The following is a 22,266-nucleotide window of genomic DNA, read 5'->3' as shown; positions in this document are numbered from 1 at the left end:
ACAACCGATGCTGGTCAGTGTTTAGACGCATCTTGAAGCTCTTTTTCTATCCACTGCTTGAACGCCTGAACTTTCTCTAAGCGCAGATGCGACTCAGGGCAAACGAAGAAATAGCTAAATGCTATAAGCTGGTTAAAGTCTTCACCAAATGGATAGACCAATTTGCCTGCTTCTATGTCTTGTGTCACCAACGCCTTGGCGGTCAACGCCACTCCTTGACCTTCAATAGCAGCTTGGAGTGTCAAAAACTCCGACGAAAAATGATGCCCTGCGTCTGGATCGATATCCGTAAGACCAGCAGCCCTTAGCCACATCCCCCAGCACGGCGCACTCTCCTGACCCGTTTGCCACGCTGAACGGAGCAGCATGTGATGTCTCAGGTCATCCGGTTTATGCAAAGGTTTGAGGCCGTTCAACAATGCAGGGCTGCACACTGGTATCACTTCTTCAGGTATCAGCGTCTGGCAGAAAAGATTAGGATATCCACCTCGCCCATATCTTAACGCCACATCCACACCATCAGATCGAAAATTAACCAGACTCTCACAGGCGTCCACACGCAATCGAACCTTTGGATAGGCTTTGTAGAAGCTCCCTAGCCTTGGTAACAACCATTTAGCAGCGAATGTCGGTGATGCGCTGACCACCAATTCGTTACTCTGTTGTCTACGCCGTAATTGCCTGACGCCTTCCTCAAGTTTTGAAAAGCCCTCCTCCATGAACGGGAACAATTGCTCCCCAGCTTCAGTGAGCGCTAACGATCTCACCCTTCGTTCAAGCAATTGCACGTCTAAGTAGTTCTCAAGGGATTTAATCTGCTGGCTCACTGCGGCAGGCGTGACATGCAACTCTTCAGCTGCCGCCTTGATACTGAGTAGTCGGGCAACACTTTCAAAAGCCCGTAACGCGTTGAGTGGAGGTAAATGATCTTCCATGATTAAGATTTTCTAATTCGATGTAAGGAATACTCGTTTGTAGAACATAGCAGGTTATCCCATCATCAACCAACAGATAAGAAAATCTAACGCAAGTTACACTGGAGGGTTAAACATGAAACCACTGAATCCAAAACACACATTGCTAGTAATGCCATTTAATCAAAGCGCATCTACGTCCTCACTGGTTAGCCATCTCGTGCTCAAATTGTTCAATGCTGTTGACGGAAAAATCCGAGCCTACCAGATAAAAAAAGTAAAAGAAGATGTCTATCGCGAAGTGGCCGACTACCCGGCGTACCTTTTGGAGGACATCGGATTACAGCAAGAAGATATTGTCGCCATGACTAAGAAACACAGCCACCGGAGCGCAATGACGATGCGTGAATCAGGAAGACGATAAGAAGACTGTCTGCCAGTCAATGCAACCAAATCACGCCAGCAGTGTTAATCAAACTTGCGCTGGTATCTCGGCAGCATGCTTTCATTACCCAGCACTCCACCTTGGTGAATGTACAACAGCTGTTTATCCGTGTTTTGTGGGTACCATTCCAGCAAACAGCGCCACATTAGCGGGTCATACAAAAGATCAAACTCGATATGGGTTTGTTCCAATAGCGATTGCCAGACACGATAATCCGCCTCGTACAATTTACCAAAATGGTGTTTCTGGTTGCGTGTTAACACGTTCGGATGGTTGGCTTCATTAAGCTCATTGAATTGCGCGATTAAGTAGTCTTCGCCCCCAACACACGGGCACGTCAGCACCTCGATGCCATGTTCAGTCAAATGCTTATTCAGATACAACGCCGTGGTGCCTGTTCCTGAAGGCAGAGCGACGACAATTGGTTTGTCTTGATTGAATCGCGACCACTCTACAATTTCATCGGCCAATGTTTTCACACCCGCTTCTGCAATGGGCGATCGACCACCTTCAGGCACTAACAAGTGATGTTCATCTTGTCGGTGTTTCTTGATAAAGGCTTCGGGGTGCATAGACTCTGCGCAAATGTCCGACATGGCGATGACTTTTGCACCTAGGTCGAGCGCACCGCGGTAGTTGCCAATCGGACGTGATTTAAGCCAGCTTGGGATACGGTCAACATAGAACTCTAGCTGCCAGCCTTTTATCGCCGCCAGCGCCGCCAGAGAAAGCAACGAGTTAGCTTGAGGCGAACCATAGCCGATCAAATGCGTTATATTCGGGTCATCATGCTGCAATAGCGACATCAGTTTCCGCGCCTTGTTACCGGAAAATTGGCTGTGAAGTAAATCATCCCGTTTTAGAAAGAACGGAATATCTTCAAACATGTGCTGTGTGACAGGGCTATTGGCAAGCTTCATGGACAAATACTAACGATTTAACAAGCGGGCATTATACCTGCCCTTCCCTCCAACAATAACAACTCAACCAACCGCTATCAGCCGTTTGTTTGATCTTCGACAGCCGATGAACAACAAGCGAGCGATTCTTCTGGTTCTTGCTTCCAACGTTCAATGGCTTCTTGCCCTGCAACAACACCAATGCCATATGCTTGTTCAAGTGAATCCGCATTTCGACTCAAGCGTTTAAGGCTAAAGTTCTCAGGCGGGCACACTTCTATGATGGTGACACCTTCTGGCGGGTTATTGATCAGTGTCAGGGCGGCGTTATATCGCAGATGACGCGTTAGCATGGGTTCAATGAGACTTGGATAATCTTTCAATAAACGTTTGGTTAGACTGGCAAACTTCGGGGCAGATTTTCGATAACTGTTTGGACGGCTTCGGAGCACCATGATTTTGGTTACGCCACGTCGAATCGCTTCAGCAACGGGTATTGCATCCGCCACGCCACCATCGACATATCTGATACCTTCGAGATCGACGCCATGTCGATACATCACGGGCAACGCGCTACTGGCTTTCATCGTCTCGACGAGCATGTCGATATGTGGAGTAAGGTATTCCGCTTGCCCCGTATCTTGTCGAGTGACGCCGAGAAAGAAAGGCCTTGGATCTGCGCGCAATACCTCTTTATCAATACCGAGTTCTTTAAGCGTGATATTCCACATCCAATCGAGATCCATCAAATCACCGCCCAAGGCAAATTTCCCCGGTCGAATGAATTCTTTGCGAAGACTATAGTCGAGATAAATTTTACGGTTTCGTCCGGGCATGTTCGCAAGGTAAGCCGCAAGATTACTCGCACCCGCAGATACCCCCCAAAAGCTGTCAAACGGGGAGAAACCGTGAGCCAGGAAATGATCAAGCACACCACACGAGAAAATCCCTCGCATTGCGCCACCTTCGACAACTAGCGCCCTTTCACCGACTGTGTTCAAACAAACCTCCCTATTTTCATGTATACCCGAACAGCTGAAGATGCTTGGGTATATACCTAAACAACCTGAAGATGCGCGGAAAACACAAGGTTGATTGTTCAAACCCATTTGAAAACGAATCGCAAACGGCTTCAATCAATTTCGCTCCCCTTTGCTGTTTTTTGACTGTTTTATCATCAGAATTGACTCCCTACCGGACTTGTATACCGACAGTCGTGGTGCACAAAATTAAGTGATAACAAGACGCCAACATGCCTTAAATGGTAGGCTTCGCAATCTCTTATCTTGTTCCATGCATTTACGCAGGCGTTTTCACTCACATGCACAATGATATTGAAAGTTCGACAGTTTCAGGCACCACCGCACTCACTGATGAATGGACTGTCACGCTACCGTCAGCATTCCAGAGCAAAATGGAAGAAGAAGACTTAGTGATATGGAAGTCAGGCTTGACGATATGGTGTTCGGTTTGGGGTATTGAACCGGAAGAATCTCGCGAAGAAGCGCTAGAGTGGATCGCTGAAGAGCAAGCTGAGAAAGCGTTTGACGTTGAACAGACCGAAAAAGAGGGGCTTATCTTTTATCGTTATCGCTTGTTTGAAGAAACCAACGACTACAGCGTAGCGTCCGTGTATTGCTTTGCTTTTTCGCACACCAATTACATTCAGTTAGGTATCTACGTGGATGACGAAGCCGACGTCGCACTAGCTCTCGACATTTGTGAGAGTCTCTCATTCACGAATCACACGGTATTTCACTAATTCTTTTCTCCGTACTGACTACCGCAAGCAACCTGAAGGCGCAGGATTCAGGCAGTTCGTATACAGCGCCAGCTTGACGCTAACGCTCAGTTTCAACAGTATTTGATATATCCTGCAAACAAAGCGTCATCAAATAGCAACAAAACCTCTCTACGTCTCGCATCTACAACACCACTTATCTCGTCATGACGCATACGATGAATGAAGCAAGCAACAAACCTTGCTAAAGAATAGCTAGCGAGCTTTTGCCCTTAGCAAATAATAATAAGCATGTGCAGTGTTCTTCGATGAAAGCGCTTGATTCATCGTAGTGGGTTTCCTATGACGGATACGATCTCCCGCCAAAACGAGAATAGAAATGTCAGGCCATTAGCGCCTTCGGCATGGCTTTCGAGTACCCATCGCCTACTTAATCTGATTGGTATAACACCCGTGCTTTATCAGAAACCGCGTCTTTTTCCGTTCACAAAATGCATGAACCTAGATTAAGAATGCGGCATTTTCCGGTCAAAAAATGTAAACAACTGGAGGTAACATGAAGACGGATATTCCTGAAGGTGCAAGAGCACCGCTTCTATGGGAAGCCATCATCTCACTCTTATCACTCGTGTTTGGTATCAGTATATCAATCGTCATCTATGGATTAGACCCGCAGATACCCATGCTTCTCGGGGTCATTGTCGCCTGTATTGTCGCGCTTCGATGTGGCTTTCAATGGAAGGACATTCAAGCAGGCATGGTGAACGGCATATACAACGCGCTCCCCGCGATGATTATTCTCATGATTGTAGGCTCACTCATTGGGGTTTGGATTCTCGCTGGGGTTGTACCCACGCTGATTTACTACGGGTTGCAAGTGCTTGCGCCTGAAATTTTCTTGCCTGCTTGTGTGATCATCTGTGCCGTCACCTCTCTCGCGACAGGCACCAGCTGGGGCACAACGGGCACCATTGGTGTTGCACTCATGGGCGTCGGCGGTGGTTTAGGTTTCCCTTTGCCGCTCGTGGCCGGAGCGGTGTTATCTGGTGCGTACTTTGGCGACAAAATGTCACCACTGTCTGACACCACCAATCTCGCCCCCGCGATGGCTGGCACTGACCTTTTTACCCACATTAAGCACATGTCGTACACTACAGGCGTGTCGATCAGTATTACGTTGGTCATCGAGATCATGCTTGGGCTTCAATACAGTGCGAGCAGCAGCAACATAGAACGCATAGACACTATTCTCACCACGTTAGACAGCACTTTCTTCATCAACCCAGTTCTCTTTCTGCCTCTTTTGATTGTGCTTGGTGTGTCTTACAAGAAAATGCCTGCGATTCCCGGCATTGCACTGGGCGTCATCGCGGGTGCGATTTGTGCAGCCAGCCTGCAAGGCGCAGATTACAACGCGATTGCAAGTGTTGCGTTTGGTGGTTTCACCTCAGAAACGGGCGTCTCCGATGTGGATTCACTGCTTTCTCGCGGCGGTATGGATTCGATGATGTACACCATCAGTTTGATCATTGTTGCCATGATGTTTGGCGGCGTGATGGAGCGAACCAACCAGCTTCGCGTGATCGCGGACAAAATCCTATCTGCTGCGAAATCTACCGGCTCACTGATCGTGTCGACAGTATTAACCGCCATTGGCGCAAACTTGATTTTGTGTGACCAATATATGGCGATTGTAATGACGGCGCGCAGTTACTCTGAGGCTTATCGAGAACGAGGGCTTGCGCCAGAAAACCTCTCACGCGCGGTTGAAGACTCCGCCACAGTGACCGCAAACCTTGTTCCTTGGAACTCCGGTGGTGCCTATCAAGCAGCCACATTGGGTGTCGCGACGCTTGCGTATTTACCCTTCAATTTCTTCTGCTGGATCTCTCCAATCGTGACCATAATATTTGGCGTGATGGGTTGGACGATTTGGAAAACAGACGACGAAGAACCCCGTGAATCGAGTGTTGAGCGTGATTTATAATTGCGGTCAGCATAAGCAGAAATAGTCACCAAAAAAATGGCGCTCATTGAGCGCCATTATCATTTCTACATTTTGCTTAAACCATTATCTACACAACTGAATATCCAAATATCCAACTAACGATTAGTTAGGCAAGAAGGCTTCTGACCACCCTTCACTCACAATCCCGCCATTGATAAGGGCTTGAATCGCATCATCATCTAACGACAAACGAGAGAGAACCTCGCGGCTTGACGTGCCAAACCTTTCCGTCGGTTTCAATGCGATGATCTCTGCGTGAGAAGGACGAATAGCGTAATGATCGACCGTGGTGGTTTCTAAGCCGCTTGGGTGGTCCTCATAAACAGAGAATGCGTAGCTTCCTAGGTCACTACCCACTTTCCCGTCACTTTTTCGGCTGTACTTTTCGCGAAGCCATTCAATGCTCTTTATTTCAGCCGCGCCAATGTCCAGCTCACAGAAGGTGTTCATCCAGTAATCGCATGACTGCTTTGCCAACGCGCCAGCGATAAACGCTTTTCGCTCTGCATCATCACGTGATGAGATTCCTTGAAAGTGCTTAAGCAGCTCAAATGTCGCAAGATCTTTTTCAGACGCATCAAGATACAACCAACCGTCGGATGTCGGATAAATATGTGACAGGCTATTGTAGCCCAGTGCCTCTCGGCCTGATGGCTCGTTAAACGGCGCGCGGCCTGCGTAGTCATGGCTATATTTTATCTGCGCAAGGTTAGTGGTCGAAGACAATGATGTTCTAGCACGTAACGCTTGGCCCGTTTTCTCACGGTGATACAAAGCCACTGCAATACTCAAACCACCAGCAAAGCCGCAATTCACATCGAGAGTGCCGATATGTGCATGTTCCTCTGGGGTTTGCGCCCCACCAAAACGACTCATGATCCCGCTATTGGCTTGGATAATATCGTCATAGCCAATGTAATCGGTTTTTAGGCCACGCTTAGGGCCGCCAAAGCAATCTAAGCGACAAAATATCACATTGGGATTAATCGCTTTTAACCGAGCATCGCTTAGCCCTAGCGCCTCAACTTGACGCTCTGGTGCGTTGATCACAACCACGTCGCTCTCTTTGACCAGTTGCTCAAAAATAGTTTTACCTTGGTCAGTCAGCATATCCATCAATAGGCTTTCTTTTCCGCAGTTAGACAAGAAGCTAAACAATACACCAATGAGCGGATCGTAAAGCGATTTGGTCGGATCCAGTTTTGTCACTTTGGCTCCAAAGCGCGCCAAGAACCCTGTTGAATGTGGCCCTGCAATGACATTGGTGAGGTCGAGTACACGCACACCGTCTAGCCAAAGGGGATTGGTACCGTCTTGTTGGCCATTCTCTTCATCGAGAGAAGCGGTGTTCCGCGTAGGTTCTGAACGGAAAGAAAAGAGATATTTTGCATCATTAAAATCACCGTACTGACGAGGTGACATGTCGCACAGCTCCTCGCCCATACCTTCAAACCAAACGAGCGGCCCGGGTTGTTTCATTTCACCATAGTTTTCATCGTTCACAGTGACAGTCAGGCCGCTTTCGACGTTATGTGGATTATGCATCCATTCTTGCGTAGAGCGATGAGGCGCACCAGGAATGCCATGCTCACCAAATAGCACGCCCCACTCTTCAGAGGTTTTGGTCAAAAAAGCGCGCTTCATTTTAGCGGCAATAATATCTGCCCATTTTTTAGGTAATGGGTACACACCGATTGAGGTCTCACCATCCCACTCAGCGATAGGCAAGTACAAGTTCTCCACATCTGGAAGCCCTTCTTCAACCAGCTCATCATAAAGCCCAGCAAGCTCCAGACAGCGTTTTGCATGATTACGGTGTGACGGACAAACAACGTAGAAAAAACGGCCATCTTTGCATTCGTAGGTGCGGAAAAACGGATCAAGAAATTCTTGTAATTCCTCATAGGTCACATCCATTTCCAGCCCATGTTCGCGACGATGAGCAATCTCATTTTCACGCATGGTGTGGTAACGCTCTGGCATCCCTTCAATCACGATTGAGTTATATGACAGCCCTTCCATCAGAGCGGCAGCAATAGGGACTTCGATGTGATCGCCGCGGCCGCTTTTTTCGCGTGCATACAGGGCAAGCGATGCAGCACTGGCGGCAAGCGTTGTCGCATACGCTGACCCTAACGTTAACGGAGAAAAGCTTGGATTACAGCCCATCAGAACACGGTTAAAACCCATGTCGGTATAAACACCCGAGCTGGCGGCAATCACCGCTTCAGTGGCTTTCCATTCTCTTCTTAGGGTGTCATTGGAAGCAAAACCGGGCATAGACAAGGTAATGAGCCTTGGATCGGCTTCTCGAAGTGAATCGAAATCAATGCCGAGTCCTTGAAGTTTTCCTGGGCGGAAGTTTTCGATGATGATGTCTGCAGAAGCACAGAGATACAGGGCTTTCTCTCGCCCCTCGCTGGTTTGCAAGTCCAGCTCAATACACAGTTTGTTTCGGTTTAGAACCGCATTTGCGGGATCATCCCACATAGGGCCACCAAGTGGGTCGATATGCACAACATTGGCACCTAAATCGGCAAGAATCATTGCTACAGCAGGGCCTGCGATATATTGCCCAAAGTCCACAACGTTGATTCCTGCAAGCGGCAGTGTATTTCTCATTTATTTATGCTCCTACCATAGAGATGTTTACCTGAAATGAGAAACCTCCTACTCACAGAGTCGGAGTTTCATTACAGGCAATGATAGGTTGCATAAAAATAAACGACTATTAATAAAAATTAGGGCTCGGCGTATAAAAAATTAATACGAGACAACTTTAATTATATAAATCCCTGTAATCATTATTCGTCGAATCCAATTCGACTTCCATTAGCATCCAATCAATAAACAACTTGGCGTGAGGATGTAAAACCCTTGAATTTGAACTAACAAGATAGAAAGCTTCTTTTGTCGTTACATCTGTCTCAAATAAGCGAACAAGCCTTTCCTCATTAATATATCTTTTCACCAAACTACTACGACCAAGTGCAATACCACCATGATTAATAGCCACTTCTAATGCATTTACCAAGGTGTCATATTGGCTGCCTTGTTGAAACTCTGCATAGGGTAATCCCATACTGGTAAACCAGTGCCCCCAGCCATCCTCATAACCAATGACATGCAGCAATTTCTCTTTTAACAGCGCCTCAGGAGTAATGTTTTCGGGAAGCCGTGCTGCGTATTGCTTACTGCACACAGGGGTTAAGGTGTCCCACGTTAATCGATGTGCAGTCAAGTGCGGCCAGCGCCCATTTCCGTGAGTGACTTCCAAATCGCAATCGTTCGAACCATGGCGATTGTTCACCCAGATATTACTGGTCACTTTGAGGTTCACTTCAGGATGTTTCTCGGTAAAGGCTTCTAATCTCGGGGCGAGCCAATGAATAAAAAACACCAGATTAACTCTAATATTCAGAAGCTTAGACCTACCCTGACCAAAGAGTTCTTCAGTAACCTCAGAAAGTTTCTCAATGGCATCATGCACTACAGGCATATAGGCCGCCCCCGCCTCGGTTAATTGAAGGCCACGCGGAAGACGCACAAAAAGCGCCGTACCTAACTGGCTCTCTAGGCCTTTGATTTGCTGGCTCATCGCCGCCTGAGTGATGTGCAGCTCTTGCGATGCATGGGTAAAACTTAAGTGCCTTGCTGCGGCCTCAAAAGAGCGAAGCCAATTCAATGGGGGAAGTCTCTTTTTCATGTTTACGTCCTTGTAAGTACTTTTTCAATGTAACTCAATAAAACGTAATTTGCGCAATAAATTAAGCGTCTATTTAGATGTATAAATTTTCTTATGCCAATGGCTGTAATTTTTTTGATTGTCTAAATGAGCGTGAACGTAGATGTTTAGCTGGCTTTAAATATGAACAATGGAAAATTGGAAAGATTAGAGACGTTAAGGAAACCAGACAATAACAACATAACGTGACAATCGTCACTAAAAATCATAAGAACATGCTTTAACAAGGAGTGTTGCAATGGGCAATGAGATAAGTAGGAATAATAAAAAAGGAATATTTGCGGGGGTAAACCCTGTAATGGCCACAGGGTCTTCCTTTCTTATTATATTGTTTGTTATTTACACCACGTTAGCTCCAGAACACGCAAGTGGCGTTTATTCTGCGTCAAAGAATTATATCGCAACCAATTTGGCTTGGTACTACGTCGGATTAATGAGCATATTCTTATTTATATCTATCTATCTCGTTTTCAGTCGCTATGGAAGCATCCGGTTGGGGAAAGATGATGAAAAACCGGAGTTTGGCTTTTTCTCATGGTTCTCCATGCTATTCGGCGCAGGTATTGGTATAGGCATTCTGTTCTGGAGTATTGCCGAGCCTATGTACCACCTTCAGAGCAACCCTTTCATTACAGAAGGCACATCATCCATTGATGCAGCTCAGATAGCGATGCGACTAAGCATCTTCCACTGGGGTCTCCATGGTTGGGGCTTATTTGCACTTTGTGGACTATCACTCGCCTACTTCTCATATCGCAAAGGTCTTCCTCTTTCTATTCGCTCCGGTCTTTACCCTTTACTTGGCGACAAAATCTACGGACCGATTGGGCATGCCGCCGATCTGCTTGCTGTCTTTGGGACGGTATTTGGTATTGCCACGTCACTCGGCCTCGGCGCGCAACAAATGAATGCGGGTCTCAACTATTTATTTGGCATTGAAATCAGCACCACGGTTCAGGTCGTGCTCATTGTTGTGATCTCCATGATCGCCACCTTCTCTGTGATTACCGGCGTCAACAAAGGCATTCGTATTCTCAGCGAACTCAACATGCAACTCACCGTCGTGATGCTCGCTTTCTTTATCATCCTTGGCCCAACGGCTTATGTCATCGGTTCGTTCTTTACCAATCTCGGTGACTACTTGCTGAACTTCACGTCACTCGGCCTCTGGGTTGACCCTGATCCTGAGCACACTTGGCAGGGCTCTTGGACCATTTTCTATTGGGGATGGTGGATTGCATGGGCACCGTTTTGTGGCATCTTCATTGCGCGTATTTCCCGTGGACGCACCATCCGTGAATTCATTCTCGGCGTATTACTTGCTCCAACACTATTGGCTACATTTTGGATCACCATCTTCGGCAACACGGCCATGTTCATTGAATTGTTCGGACAAGGAGGCGTGGTCGACGCCGTGAACAGTGACCTCACGTTGGCATTATTTAAGACCATAGAATTTATGGACGTCGGCACTGTCCTCACCACGATCGGGGCATCTATCTGTACCATTATGTTGGTGACTTACTTCGTCACATCTGCGGACTCAGCGACCTTGGTTATTTGTACACTCGTTTCAATGGGCAGTGATAATCCACCTACCCGCTACCGTATCTTCTGGGGCATGGCGATTGGTTTTGTGGCTGCCGTTCTACTGCTTGCGGGTGGACTGGGCGCACTTCAAACCGCATCCATAGTGGCCGCCTTGCCCTATTCCTTTGTTGTGATTGCGACCGTTATTGGACTTTACCGAGCGCTACGCAGCGAACCCCTTCCAGGAAAACCAGACGTAATAGGAGCGACAAAATGAGCGCATCAGTCACCTTACCAAGAATGATGGAAATTGGCGGCGGCGCGATCGCTCGTACGCCTGATTTGGTCAAGAACTTAAACGCATCACGCGTGCTGTTAATCACCGATAAAACCATGGTGCAGTTTGGTTATGCCGATAAGGTTCAACAATTGCTCACCCAAGCAGATATTGAATCTCGCGTGTATGCAGACACCATCCCAGAGCCGACGGCGAGTTCGGTCGATGAAGCAGTACAAATCGCTAAAGACGGCGGGTTCGATTGTTTAATTGCGCTCGGCGGCGGCAGCGCCATAGACAGTGCCAAGGCCATTGCGATTCTTGCTCACTTCGGCGGAAAAATGCGTGACTACAAAGTCCCGCGCATTGTGAATGAGCAAGGTTTACCGATTATTGCCATTCCGACCACGGCGGGGACCGGCTCTGAAGTGACCAAGTTTACCGTGATCACTGATGACGCCACCGACGAGAAAATGCTGTGTGTTGGATTAGGCTTCTCCCCTACTGCGGCGATCGTGGATTATGAATTGACCATGTCATTGCCCGCACGCATTACGGCAGATACCGGCATCGACGCATTAACCCACGCCATTGAAGCCTACGTCAGCCGCAAAGCCAGTGCGTTTAGTGACTTCAATGCGCTCGAAGCGATGCGATTGATTGCACCTAACCTTCGCACGGTTTACCACAACGGCAGCGATACCAATGCCCGCGAAGCCATGATGCGAGGCGCAACATTAGCAGGGATTGCGTTTTCCAATGCCTCCGTTGCCTTAGTTCACGGAATGAGCCGCCCGATTGGTGCGTTCTTCCACGTTCCTCACGGTCTATCAAACGCCATGCTTTTGCCAAGCATTACCGCCTTCTCCATTCAAGAAGCACCGGAGCGCTATGCACAGTGTGCCGTCGCGATGGGGCTGGCCAGTGCGGCAGATCCAATTGATGTTGCTAATACGCGTTTGGTGGAAGAACTCGCTGCGATCAATCAAGAGCTCAAAGTCCCAACATTGGAAGAGTTTGGCGTGACGCGTGACAACTTTGAATCAGTGGTCGACACCATGATCGAGCAAGCACTGGCATCAGGATCACCCGCGAACAACCCAAGAGTTCCCGACCCAGAAGAAATGAAATCATTGTATCGAGGCCTTTGGTCTTAAGAAAAGGAAGCCACCCATGGAAAATATTGGACACCTCATTAACGGCGAGTTGCGCGAAGACAACGCAGGCACGCAACCGGTTTATAACCCAGCAACTGGGGAAGCGATCCGCGAGCTAATGCTCGCACCCGACGCTCTTGTTAACGAAGCGGTTGATGTCGCTAACGCCGCGTTTCAAGCATGGCGCGACCAGCCCGCCATTAAACGTGCGCGCATCATGTTTAAATACAAGCAGTTGCTTGAAGAAAATAAAGATGAAATCTGCCGACTCATTGGCGAAGAACACGGCAAGATTGCGCACGACGCAGCGGGCGAACTGCAACGCGGTATCGAAAACGTCGAGTATGCCTGTGCAGCAGCAGAGTTGCTAAAAGGTGAATACAGCAAGAATGTCGGCCCTTCCATTGACTCATGGTCAGAGCATCAACCTCTGGGTGTTGTAGCGGGTATCACACCGTTCAACTTCCCAGCGATGGTGCCACTGTGGATGTTCCCAATGGCCTTGGTATGCGGTAACTGCTTTATCCTCAAGCCATCAGAAAAAGATCCAAGCACTTCGTTGTTCATTGCGAAGTTGCTCAAAGAAGCTGGCCTTCCTGATGGTGTGATGCAGGTTCTTCAAGGCGGTAAATCTGTGGTAGATGGCCTGCTAACGCACAAAGGCATTGAGGCGGTGAGCTTTGTTGGTAGTACGCCGATTGCCAAATATATCTATGAGCAAGCCACACAAAACGGTAAGCGCTGCCAAGCGTTGGGCGGGGCGAAAAACCACGCGATCGTCATGCCAGATTGCGATCTCGAAAATGCTGCGAATCAATTGGTTGGCGCTGCATATGGCTCTAGCGGCGAACGTTGCATGGCGCTGTCAGTGGCTGTTGTTGTCGGCCAAGAAACGGCAGATAACTTGGCAGCGATGCTCAAACCAAAACTGGACGAACTTCGTGTGGGCGCATTTTATGATAACGACAACGACTTCGGTCCTGTTATCAGTCGCGAGCACAAAGAGAAAGTGAACGGCTATATTTCTTCTGCCGAAAGTGACGGAGCGACCCTTGTGGTTGATGGCAGAAATCCCGCAGTAGAAGGCTATGAAAGCGGATACTTTGTTGGCCCAACATTGATTGACAACGTGATGCCGAACATGACGAGCTACCAAGAAGAGATCTTTGGCCCTGTTATGCAAATTGTTCGCGTCGATTCAATGCAAGAAGCCATGACGCTCATCGACAACCATGAGTACGGCAACGGCACTTGCATCTTCACCCGTGACGGGGAAGCCGCGAGATACTTCTCAGACAACATCAAAGTCGGCATGGTTGGGATCAATGTGCCACTACCTGTGCCGGTTGCCTACCACAGCTTTGGGGGTTGGAAGCAATCCCTGTTTGGTGATTTGCATGCCTATGGTCCGGACTCGGTGAAGTTCTACACCCGCAGAAAAACGATCACACAGCGTTGGCCATCAGCCAATGTTCGCGAAGGTGCGGTGTTCTCCATGCCAACACTCTAACCGCACTACCTGCTTAATCAGCAAGTAGAAATAAACAGCGCCCAAAACCATTCAACCGGTTTTGGGCGTTTTCTTTCTTCTTGTTTTGTGTTTTTTCCACTCAGCTACCAACAACAAAAGCACCACAAGCCGCTAATTTTAAACAATTTACCCCGCCAATAATTCGCACCTCTTACGCGCGCCACACACGCAGCTAGTTAACATAAAATTAACCAAAGGCCGAATTTGGGATCTAGATCTCGGAAGGGAATTAAGTTACCGGTAACACTATTGCAAAGTTACCGGTAACATTCGTAACAAACAGAACAAGAAACCTTCAGTGGAAACGCTGTTATTTTCCAACGTGGAACCCATAAGGATACCTCTGAAATGAACATGCTATCTAAAGCTTTGTTAGCTGCTACTGTCACTGGCCTCTTTTCTGCATCAACCTTAGCCGCTGATTTTAATTTAAAAATTCAGTCCTCTGATCCGTCAGGCGACCTTAACTTCAAAATCCAGCAAGATTGGGCAGAGCGTGTCGAACAAATGTCGAATGGCAGAATCGATATCGACTTGCTGCCTGTCGGCTCTATTGTTAAGCATACTGAAACATTAGGTTCGATCAAATTAGGCATCCTCGACGGCCATATCACCGCGACAGGTTATTTCTCCGGCAAAGACCCTGCATTTGGTTTAATTGGCAACATGGTTGGCGCGTGGTCAGACACCACTCAATTGCTGCAATACATGAACTACGGTGGCGGCAACGAGTTAATGACTGAGCTTTACGCGCCTTATGGTGTGAAATTCATTGGCGCATCGACCACGGGCGTAGAATCCTTCATTTCGAAAAAACCATTAGATGGTGTTGATGATCTTAAGGGCCTGAAACTCAGAGCGCCTGAAGGCTTGGTACAGCAAGTGTTTGCCGCAGCAGGCGCAACACCCGTTAACCTCCCCGGTTCCGAAGTGTTCACAGGCTTGAGCAAAGGCGTGATCGACGCGGCTGATTACACGGTGTTCTCCACCAACCAAAAAGCGGGCATGAATGACATTGCAACGCATCCTGTTCAACCCGGCTTCCACTCTCTGCCGCTTATTGACGTCTCCATCTCGCAGAAGAAATGGGATTCCATGCCCGCCGATCTTCAGCAAATTCTGCAAACGTCGGTGCGGGACTTTTCTTACGACATTACCACCCAACTAAAAATTGCTGACCAAGCGGCATTGACCGAAGCGCAGAACAATCCAAACATCACCATCCACAATTGGTCAGACGATGAACGTAAGAAATTCCGTGAAATCGCGAAGACACAATGGAAGGTGTTTGCAGAGCGTTCTCCTAACGCGCAAAAAGTCTATGACTCTGTCACGACGTTCCTAACCTCCAACGGTTTGTTGTAAGCACACATGTTTGTTGAAAGTACACATGGTTGACCCGAAGAGGGCGTTTGCCCTCTTCATCTTTGGGAAGAATTGTTATGGATGATAAACCACCCGCGTCAGCTCAAGCAGATGAAAACGCGCCCCGTAATGCGCTAGATCGGGCTATTGTTCGTATCGGCAATCTGCTCAGTCTTCTCTTTATTGTCACTGCATTGATCTCTTTCTACGAAGTTGTCATGCGCTATGCCTTTAATGCACCGACAACTTGGGTACATGAGACCGCTTCGTTTATTGGAGGCTCACTTTTCATTTTTGGTGGCATCTATGCGTTCGCGACCAACAGACATGTTCGCGTGGTACTGATTTATGATGCGGTATCTGCGAAAAAGCGACGCTACCTCAATATCTTCCATCACATCGTTGGTCTCGCGTTTGCTGGCATGCTGGCTTATTCGGCCTACTTCACCGCTGAAGAATCTTGGTTTGCGCCTTGGGGTGACCTGCGCCTTGAAACGTCAGGTTCTGTGCTTAATGCCCCTTATCCAGCCTTGCTTAAAGGTCTACTCTTCGCTGTGTTATGCGTGTTGGTGATTCAATTTACGTTACACCTCATTCAAGAAGTCAGCAGTTTTAGGAAATCCAAAGATGTTTGAATTGTCCTCAATCGGCCTCGGTTGGGGCAGCATTCTCATGCTAGGAATGATGATCGCGTTGTTGCTTACGGGGATGCAGCTTGCCTTCGTAACTGGGTTCGTCGCGCTGTTCTTTACCTTAGGTTGGTTTGGCCCAGATGCATTGCCACTCATTGCCAGCCGCACCTACAGTTTTGTTTCCGGCTATGTGTTTCTTGCTGTGCCGATGTTCGTGCTCATGGCTTCGATTCTCGACCGTTCAGGCATCGCAAAAGATCTGTTCAACGCCATGCGGGTAATTGGACGCCGCGTGCGTGGCGGGGTCGCTGTGCAAACCCTACTAGTAGCTGTTGTTCTCGCTTCCATGAGTGGCGTCATTGGCGGCGAAACCGTGTTGCTTGGTATTCTCGCTTTGCCGCAGATGCTGCGCTTGGGGTATAACCGAAAGCTCGCGATCGGCACAACCTGCGCGGGCGGTGCATTGGGCACCATGCTGCCGCCTAGTATCGTGTTGATCATCTACGGCATGACTGCAAGTGTCTCGATTGGGGATTTGTTTAAAGCCTCATTTGTCCCAGCCTTGCTATTGGCAAGTTTCTACGTCGCCTATGTGCTGATCCGTTGTTATCTAGACCCTTCCCTCGCCCCAGACACCGCGGAGTTTGATGCAGAAGAAGAGGAAGAAATCAGCTACATGAAGGCGCTGTTTTTCCCATTGCTTTCTGTCGCAGTGGTGCTGGGCAGTATCTATTCCGGCATTGCTTCGGTCACTGAAGCCTCGGCGCTTGGCGTCATTGGCATCATGGCGAGTGCATGGATACGTGGAGAGTTAAACTTCCCCATGATGAGAGACAGTGCTATCGCCACGATGCGCACATGCGGCATGATCATTTGGATAGGCATTGGGGCCAGCGCCCTCGTGGGCATTTACAACTTGATGGGTGGGATTGATTTTGTCGGCGACGTTATCTTCTCACTCAGTGGCGGTGGGGCACTGTCCACCCTCCTGATCATGATGCTTATCTTGCTAGTGCTCGGCATGTTTCTGGATTGGGTGGGAGTGGCGCTGCTCACCATGCCAATCTTTGTTCCGATGATCACCGAACTCGGGTATGACCCGATTTGGTTTGGCGTCGTGTTCTGCCTCAACATGCAAGTGTCTTTCTTATCACCGCCATTTGGCCCAGCCGCGTTTTACCTCAAATCCGTTGCCCCAAAAGACATTAGTCTGGGAGAGATTTTCAGCTCTTTGTTGCCGTTCATCGCGCTGCAAATCTGCGTGCTGACCCTGACCATCGCATTCCCTCAACTCGCTATGTGGTGGAAATAATGAGAGTGAATTCTAGTAAAGCCGTCGCTTTTTCATGTCTCGCCAGGTGGCTCAAGGCCAGAGGATATCGATTCAGATGAAACCGAAGAAGATTCTATTGATGGGCGTATCAGGCTCTGGAAAGAGCTTGATTGGTAGCCTCATTGCTCAAAGGCTCGCAGTCCCTTTTTATGACGGCGATGATTACCATCCAGAAAAAAACGTGAAGAAAATGCGCCAAGGGATCCCTTTGAGTGATGCAGATCGTCAGGGCTGGCTTCGCACGCTTAACAGGCTGTTTGTTAACAACGATGAGGTCGTCATCGCTTGTTCTGCGCTAAAAAATGAGTACCGAGAGACGTTACGCCAGAATAATGAAGACATGATCATTGTTTTTTTGCGCGGCGATTTCGATACGATTTGGTCACGTCACAAACAGCGTACCGACCACTATTTTAATGGGGAAGACATGCTGAAAAGCCAATTCGAAACCCTCGTCGAACCCACACTTGATGAAGCCATTTTCATCGATATTACTCATAACGCTGAAGATGTGGTCAATGCAGTAATGCGTGCACTGCAGAACTAACAACATTTTGCACGGTTAGCGCGAAACACGACCTACCCATAGCTCTAAGACAAGCAGGCTACTGATTTGAAATCAGCAACGTTCACTCACACCAATAAGTGACAATGTCACTTATTGGTGTACCCAAAATAGACTGAGATAAGGCGTGATTGCCGCCTTCTCTTTCTTCTCAATCAAAAACGTTGGTCAGATTTGATCATCAAGCGAGTAGAAATCAAATCAGCTTCGATTAATCAACCAGTTATCCGTTAATAGGAGATTGCGAAACCTCTGCGATAATTTTGTGAGATTTGTCAGTTAGATTCTCTGTATCTCTTCATATTGCTCTCAGCAAATTGGAGAAGACGATGTAAAGGAGAATTCAATGACCGTGACACTTAACTCGATGGCATTTCCACCAACACCACCCTCACTTCTCTCAAACGACGATAACGTATTCCACATCTCACCGCTGGAAAGTCTCAACGCGGGCGATGTCCGAAAATTTATCGAATTTGGTCGTGGTTCCAATGAAAAGCCCACATTTAATACCCTGAACAGTGCATTCGAACATCATGCAACTAAAACGCCATACGCTATTGCTGCCATTCATGGCAATCGATCCATGTCCTATCAAGAACTGGATAGCTATGCTGAAAAGCTCGCTACCCTACTTCATCATCAGGGAATCAAACGCGGCGATTCTGTTGGTCTGTTTCTCACACGCTCTTTGCCAATGCTCGTCGGGATTATTGCTTGTTTAAAACTAGGAGCAAACTATGTCCCTCAACATGCTGGTGTTGCCCCTAATTCACAGTTGCAGCACATTGCGAATGTGGCTCGTATTAAAATCGTACTAACCCTCAGTCGTCATGAAAAGTACTTGCCCGACTTCGAGAACAGCAGCGTTATCGCCCTCGATAGCTTAATGAAAACCCGCGAGTTTAATGATCTCAATGTCACCAAAAAGCGTACGTCAAAACCCAACGATAACTGCTTTATTCTCTTTACGTCGGGGACAACTGGAAACCCAAATGGCGTTCAGGTAACGCACCAAAATGTCTGCAATATTGTGATGACTTCACCGGGCAACCTTGGCGTTAAACCGGGTATGCGGGTCGCACAAATTCTTAGCATCGCGTTTGATATGGCAGCGTGGGAAATTTTTGTCGCGCTTTGCCACGGCGCGACATTGCTGATTCGAGACAGCGTGATTGAAAACACCGCGACAAACGTCGATGTAATCGTCGCCACACCGTCCATTCTTGGTCAAATTGACCCCATTAAGTGCCAAGACGTAAGTGTGGTAGCGGTAGCCGGCGAGCCATGCCCAGAGCCACTCGCTGAAACATGGGGTGGATTTTGTGATTTCTATAATTGCTGTGGCCCAACAGAAACCACCATCATCAACACAGCTAAGTTATATCGCCCTGGAGACAAGCTTTCCATTGGCAAACCTACCCCAAACAACACCGTATATATCTTGGATGATGAACTCAAACCTTGCTCCATTGGTGAGGTCGGCGAAATGTGGGCAGGCGGCGTTTGTGTCACCAAAGGGTACTTAGCCAATGCAGAACTCAGTCAGGCACGCTATCGCCCCGACCCATTTTTAGGCGATGGAAACGTGATGTTTAGAACACGAGATCTCGGGCGTTGGTCAGCAAACGGAGAGCTCGAGCACTATGGTCGTACAGATGACCAAGTCAAAGTGAAAGGGTTCCGCGTTGAGCTTGATTCCATCTCCACCATGCTAGAGAGCCTTCCTGACTGCCAATTAGCTGTGACATTGAAATTGGATGACGATCACCTTGTCTCCTTCGTCACTCCTTCTTCGGTTGACGAGAAAACTGCCACTGACCATGTTGCCGCGCACCTTCCCTATTACTGCGTGCCAGTCGGCGTGATGGTATTCGAAAAATTGCCGCTGACTCCACGAGGGAAAATCGATAAACGCTTACTACTCGAAATGTATCAACAATCCATCCTCAAGGACGGGGAATAACCCATGATGGCACCTTATTCACAATCAGAATTACCGGCCAAGCAGGGCTGGATTCAACGCGTGTGGAAGAATCCTGCACTCGAGCATTATGTCCGATTAATCATCTTAGTGTCTGCCATCAACATCGGTTGGCTGATATACTGCTTAACGGAAGGGCAATGGTTTACTCAAGGTAACGTGGCTTTATCTAGCCTCAGCAACATGGTGATTGCCAATTTCTTCGTCGCTATTGTTATTCGCCAACAATACGTCATCAATTTGCTATTTTGGCTTGCCACGCGCGCACCTGTTACTTGGCCTTTGTCTGTGCGTTGGCACTTAGGCAAGGTATATCACCACGGTGGTCTTCACAGCGGTTGCGCGGTCAATGGTTCACTCTGGTTTGCCCTGTTTACTGGAGCCTTAATCTATCAAGATTCACAAGGCTCAGGTTCAGTGTCTGACACCAGTCTATATGCCACACTCGGTATCTTAATGTTGTTGGTCATCATCATTGCCATGGCCATGCCCAATATTCGTCGGAAATTTCACAACGCCTTTGAGCGTACTCATCGCTTCGCTGGTTGGTCTGTACTTATCTTATTTTGGGTGCAAACCATCGCTATTCATTCTGACCAACATACCAGCGGGACGTTTTGGCAACACGCATTAGAGACACCTGCGGTTTGGCTGCTATGCGCCATGACATTTAGCATCATTCTGCCTTGGCTTCGCCTTCGCAAAGTGCCCGTTGCGATATCAACGCCTTCTCGCCATGTCGCCTTACTCAAGTTTAATTATGGCGTTACCCCTTTCGCGGGCTCTTCAATGGCAATCAGTCGCTCGCCACTATCTGAATGGCATCACTTTGCCAATGTTCCCTCTCCCACCGAACCAGGTTATCGATTAACGGTTTCACGAGCAGGAGATTGGACAGGAAAACTAATAGACGACAAACCCAGCCACGTGTGGGTAAAGGGAATTCCAACTGCGGGCGTTGCTAACATCGAAGTGTTATTTAAACGCGTGGTTTATATCGCAACTGGCAGTGGTATTGGCCCATGTTTGCCACACCTACTCGCTCAGAAGCTGCCAATTCAATTGGTGTGGTCAACACGAGATCCCCGTAAAACTTATGGTGACGAACTGGTGGATGAAATTCTCGCTGCACAGCCTGACGCACTCATCTGGGACACCGACAAAGAGGGCAAGCCCGACATGGTTCAACTCGCCTATGCCGCCTACCATGCGTTCGACGCAGAGGCAGTTATCTGTATTTCCAATCAAAAACTCACGCGCCAAGTGGTCTATGGCATGGAAAGCCGAGGCATTCCCGCCTTTGGCGCTATCTGGGACAGTTAAGGAAAATCATTATGTTTATCAACACAGAAGCGGCTGATGGCGTCGTCGTCATTCGCCTAAATCGTCCCGAGAAACACAATGCGCTCAATGACGCACTTATGCGCGAGCTAACCCAAACACTGATGGAGTATGACGATAACCCTGATATCGGCTGTTTCGTCCTGACGGGGTCCGATCGTGTCTTTGCGGCGGGAGCAGACATCAGCGAAATGGCCGCCATGAGTTATCAAGATATGGCTGCCAACGATTACTTCTCAGGCTGGGAAACCATTGATCGCATTCGCACACCAATCATCGCTGCAGTGTCGGGCTTTGCGCTAGGTGGAGGATGTGAACTCGCGATGATGTGCGACACCATTTTTGCTGGCGAATCGGCACGGTTTGGACAACCTGAACTCACCATTGGCGTGATCCCCGGAATGGGCGGTTCTCAGCGCCTGACGAAACTGGTGGGAAAAGCCAAAGCCATGGACATGATTTTAACCAGCCGAAAGATGGATGCGACTGAAGCCGAGCGCGCAGGCTTAGTGTCTCGCGTGATCCCTGATTACAGACTTCTTGAAGAAACGATTGAAGCAGCAAAGACCATTGCAAGCTATAGCAAACCTGCGGTGGCACTGGCAAAGGAATGTGTCCTAAATGCAGAAAAGCTTCCCGTGAATGAAGGTGTGCGGATAGAGCGTCGACTCTTTCATGGCCTGTTTGCCACACACGACCAAAAAGAAGGTATGTCCGCGTTTGTGGAAAAACGTAAGCCCCAGTTTTTAGGCAGATAGTTGAGCAATGCTTGCTCAAAGGCATTCACGAGTTGAATGCC

General features: G+C 48.3%; 18 protein-coding genes. 13 read left to right on the top strand and 5 right to left on the bottom strand.

The genetic code is table 11. From position 1 onward, the window contains the following. Positions 1–14: 14 nt before the first annotated feature. On the bottom strand, positions 15–935 hold the full coding sequence (gene gcvA, locus Q365_RS0114515) for a transcriptional regulator GcvA (RefSeq protein WP_028024027.1): 921 nt from the start codon (positions 933–935) through the stop codon (positions 15–17). 115 nt (positions 936–1,050) lie between these two features. Between gcvA and Q365_RS0114510 the strand changes: the two genes are divergently transcribed. Further along, positions 1,051–1,338: a hypothetical protein gene (locus tag Q365_RS0114510; protein ID WP_028024026.1), complete on the top strand. Its 288-nt coding sequence runs from the start codon at positions 1,051–1,053 to the stop codon at positions 1,336–1,338. Positions 1,339–1,382: 44 nt separating this feature from the next. Here Q365_RS0114510 and Q365_RS0114505 read toward each other — a convergent pair whose 3' ends face one another. Then, on the bottom strand, positions 1,383–2,279 hold the full coding sequence (locus Q365_RS0114505) for a pyridoxal-phosphate dependent enzyme (RefSeq protein ID WP_028024025.1): 897 nt from the start codon (positions 2,277–2,279) through the stop codon (positions 1,383–1,385). 77 nt (positions 2,280–2,356) lie between these two features. Next, positions 2,357–3,259: a patatin-like phospholipase family protein gene (locus tag Q365_RS25750; RefSeq protein ID WP_051563801.1), complete on the bottom strand. Its 903-nt coding sequence runs from the start codon at positions 3,257–3,259 to the stop codon at positions 2,357–2,359. 320 nt (positions 3,260–3,579) lie between these two features. Between Q365_RS25750 and Q365_RS0114495 the strand changes: the two genes are divergently transcribed. Together Q365_RS0114495 and nhaC are read left to right on the top strand one after the other, a co-directional pair. Further along, positions 3,580–4,020, top strand: a complete 441-nt coding sequence (locus tag Q365_RS0114495) for a hypothetical protein (protein WP_028024024.1) — start codon at positions 3,580–3,582, stop codon at positions 4,018–4,020. Between the two features lie 535 nt (positions 4,021–4,555). Continuing rightward, the gene (nhaC, locus tag Q365_RS0114490; RefSeq protein WP_028024023.1) at positions 4,556–5,986 is read left to right on the top strand and encodes a Na+/H+ antiporter NhaC; all 1,431 of its coding nucleotides are present in this window, start codon (positions 4,556–4,558) and stop codon (positions 5,984–5,986) included. A gap of 123 nt (positions 5,987–6,109) precedes the next feature. Here nhaC and Q365_RS0114485 read toward each other — a convergent pair whose 3' ends face one another. Beyond that, a complete protein-coding gene (locus Q365_RS0114485) occupies positions 6,110–8,629 on the bottom strand; it encodes a CoA transferase (RefSeq protein WP_028024022.1) in 2,520 nt (839 codons plus the stop codon). Between the two features lie 157 nt (positions 8,630–8,786). Then, the gene (locus tag Q365_RS0114480) at positions 8,787–9,713 is read right to left on the bottom strand and encodes a LysR substrate-binding domain-containing protein (RefSeq protein ID WP_028024021.1); all 927 of its coding nucleotides are present in this window, start codon (positions 9,711–9,713) and stop codon (positions 8,787–8,789) included. A 277-nt stretch (positions 9,714–9,990) separates the two neighbouring features. On the opposite strand from Q365_RS0114480, the gene Q365_RS0114475 reads away from it, so the two are divergent. From Q365_RS0114475 to Q365_RS0114430, 10 genes are all read left to right on the top strand, one after another. Then, positions 9,991–11,559, top strand: a complete 1,569-nt coding sequence (locus tag Q365_RS0114475) for a BCCT family transporter (protein WP_028024020.1) — start codon at positions 9,991–9,993, stop codon at positions 11,557–11,559. Continuing rightward, entirely contained in the window at positions 11,556–12,716 is a 1,161-nt protein-coding gene (locus tag Q365_RS0114470) for an iron-containing alcohol dehydrogenase (protein WP_028024019.1), read from the top strand. The genes Q365_RS0114475 and Q365_RS0114470 overlap by 4 nt, the downstream gene beginning before the upstream one ends. Positions 12,717–12,732: 16 nt before the next feature. Next, the gene (locus Q365_RS0114465) at positions 12,733–14,226 is read left to right on the top strand and encodes a CoA-acylating methylmalonate-semialdehyde dehydrogenase (RefSeq protein WP_028024018.1); all 1,494 of its coding nucleotides are present in this window, start codon (positions 12,733–12,735) and stop codon (positions 14,224–14,226) included. A 369-nt stretch (positions 14,227–14,595) separates the two neighbouring features. Then, complete coding sequence (locus Q365_RS0114460) at positions 14,596–15,612, top strand: TRAP transporter substrate-binding protein (RefSeq protein WP_028024017.1); 1,017 nt, start codon at positions 14,596–14,598, stop codon at positions 15,610–15,612. Positions 15,613–15,689: 77 nt separating this feature from the next. Continuing rightward, a complete protein-coding gene (locus tag Q365_RS0114455; RefSeq protein ID WP_028024016.1) occupies positions 15,690–16,247 on the top strand; it encodes a TRAP transporter small permease subunit in 558 nt (185 codons plus the stop codon). After that, positions 16,240–17,556 (top strand): TRAP transporter large permease, encoded by a 1,317-nt coding sequence (locus Q365_RS0114450; protein ID WP_028024015.1) that lies wholly within the window; start codon positions 16,240–16,242, stop codon positions 17,554–17,556. Before Q365_RS0114455 ends, Q365_RS0114450 begins: the two co-directional genes overlap by 8 nt. A gap of 76 nt (positions 17,557–17,632) precedes the next feature. Beyond that, positions 17,633–18,124: a gluconokinase gene (locus Q365_RS0114445; RefSeq protein ID WP_028024014.1), complete on the top strand. Its 492-nt coding sequence runs from the start codon at positions 17,633–17,635 to the stop codon at positions 18,122–18,124. Between the two features lie 364 nt (positions 18,125–18,488). Further along, positions 18,489–20,108: an AMP-binding protein gene (locus tag Q365_RS0114440; RefSeq protein WP_028024013.1), complete on the top strand. Its 1,620-nt coding sequence runs from the start codon at positions 18,489–18,491 to the stop codon at positions 20,106–20,108. Between the two features lie 3 nt (positions 20,109–20,111). Beyond that, positions 20,112–21,449: a ferredoxin reductase domain-containing protein gene (locus tag Q365_RS0114435; RefSeq protein ID WP_028024012.1), complete on the top strand. Its 1,338-nt coding sequence runs from the start codon at positions 20,112–20,114 to the stop codon at positions 21,447–21,449. Positions 21,450–21,460: 11 nt separating this feature from the next. Beyond that, complete coding sequence (locus Q365_RS0114430; RefSeq protein WP_028024011.1) at positions 21,461–22,225, top strand: enoyl-CoA hydratase-related protein; 765 nt, start codon at positions 21,461–21,463, stop codon at positions 22,223–22,225. Positions 22,226–22,266: the final 41 nt, after the last annotated feature.

The organism is Enterovibrio calviensis DSM 14347 (genome assembly GCF_000621165.1).
Lineage (GTDB): Bacteria > Pseudomonadota > Gammaproteobacteria > Enterobacterales > Vibrionaceae > Enterovibrio > Enterovibrio calviensis.
Note: the sequence above shows the minus strand (reverse complement) of the source record. Positions and strands in the feature narration are given on the sequence as shown.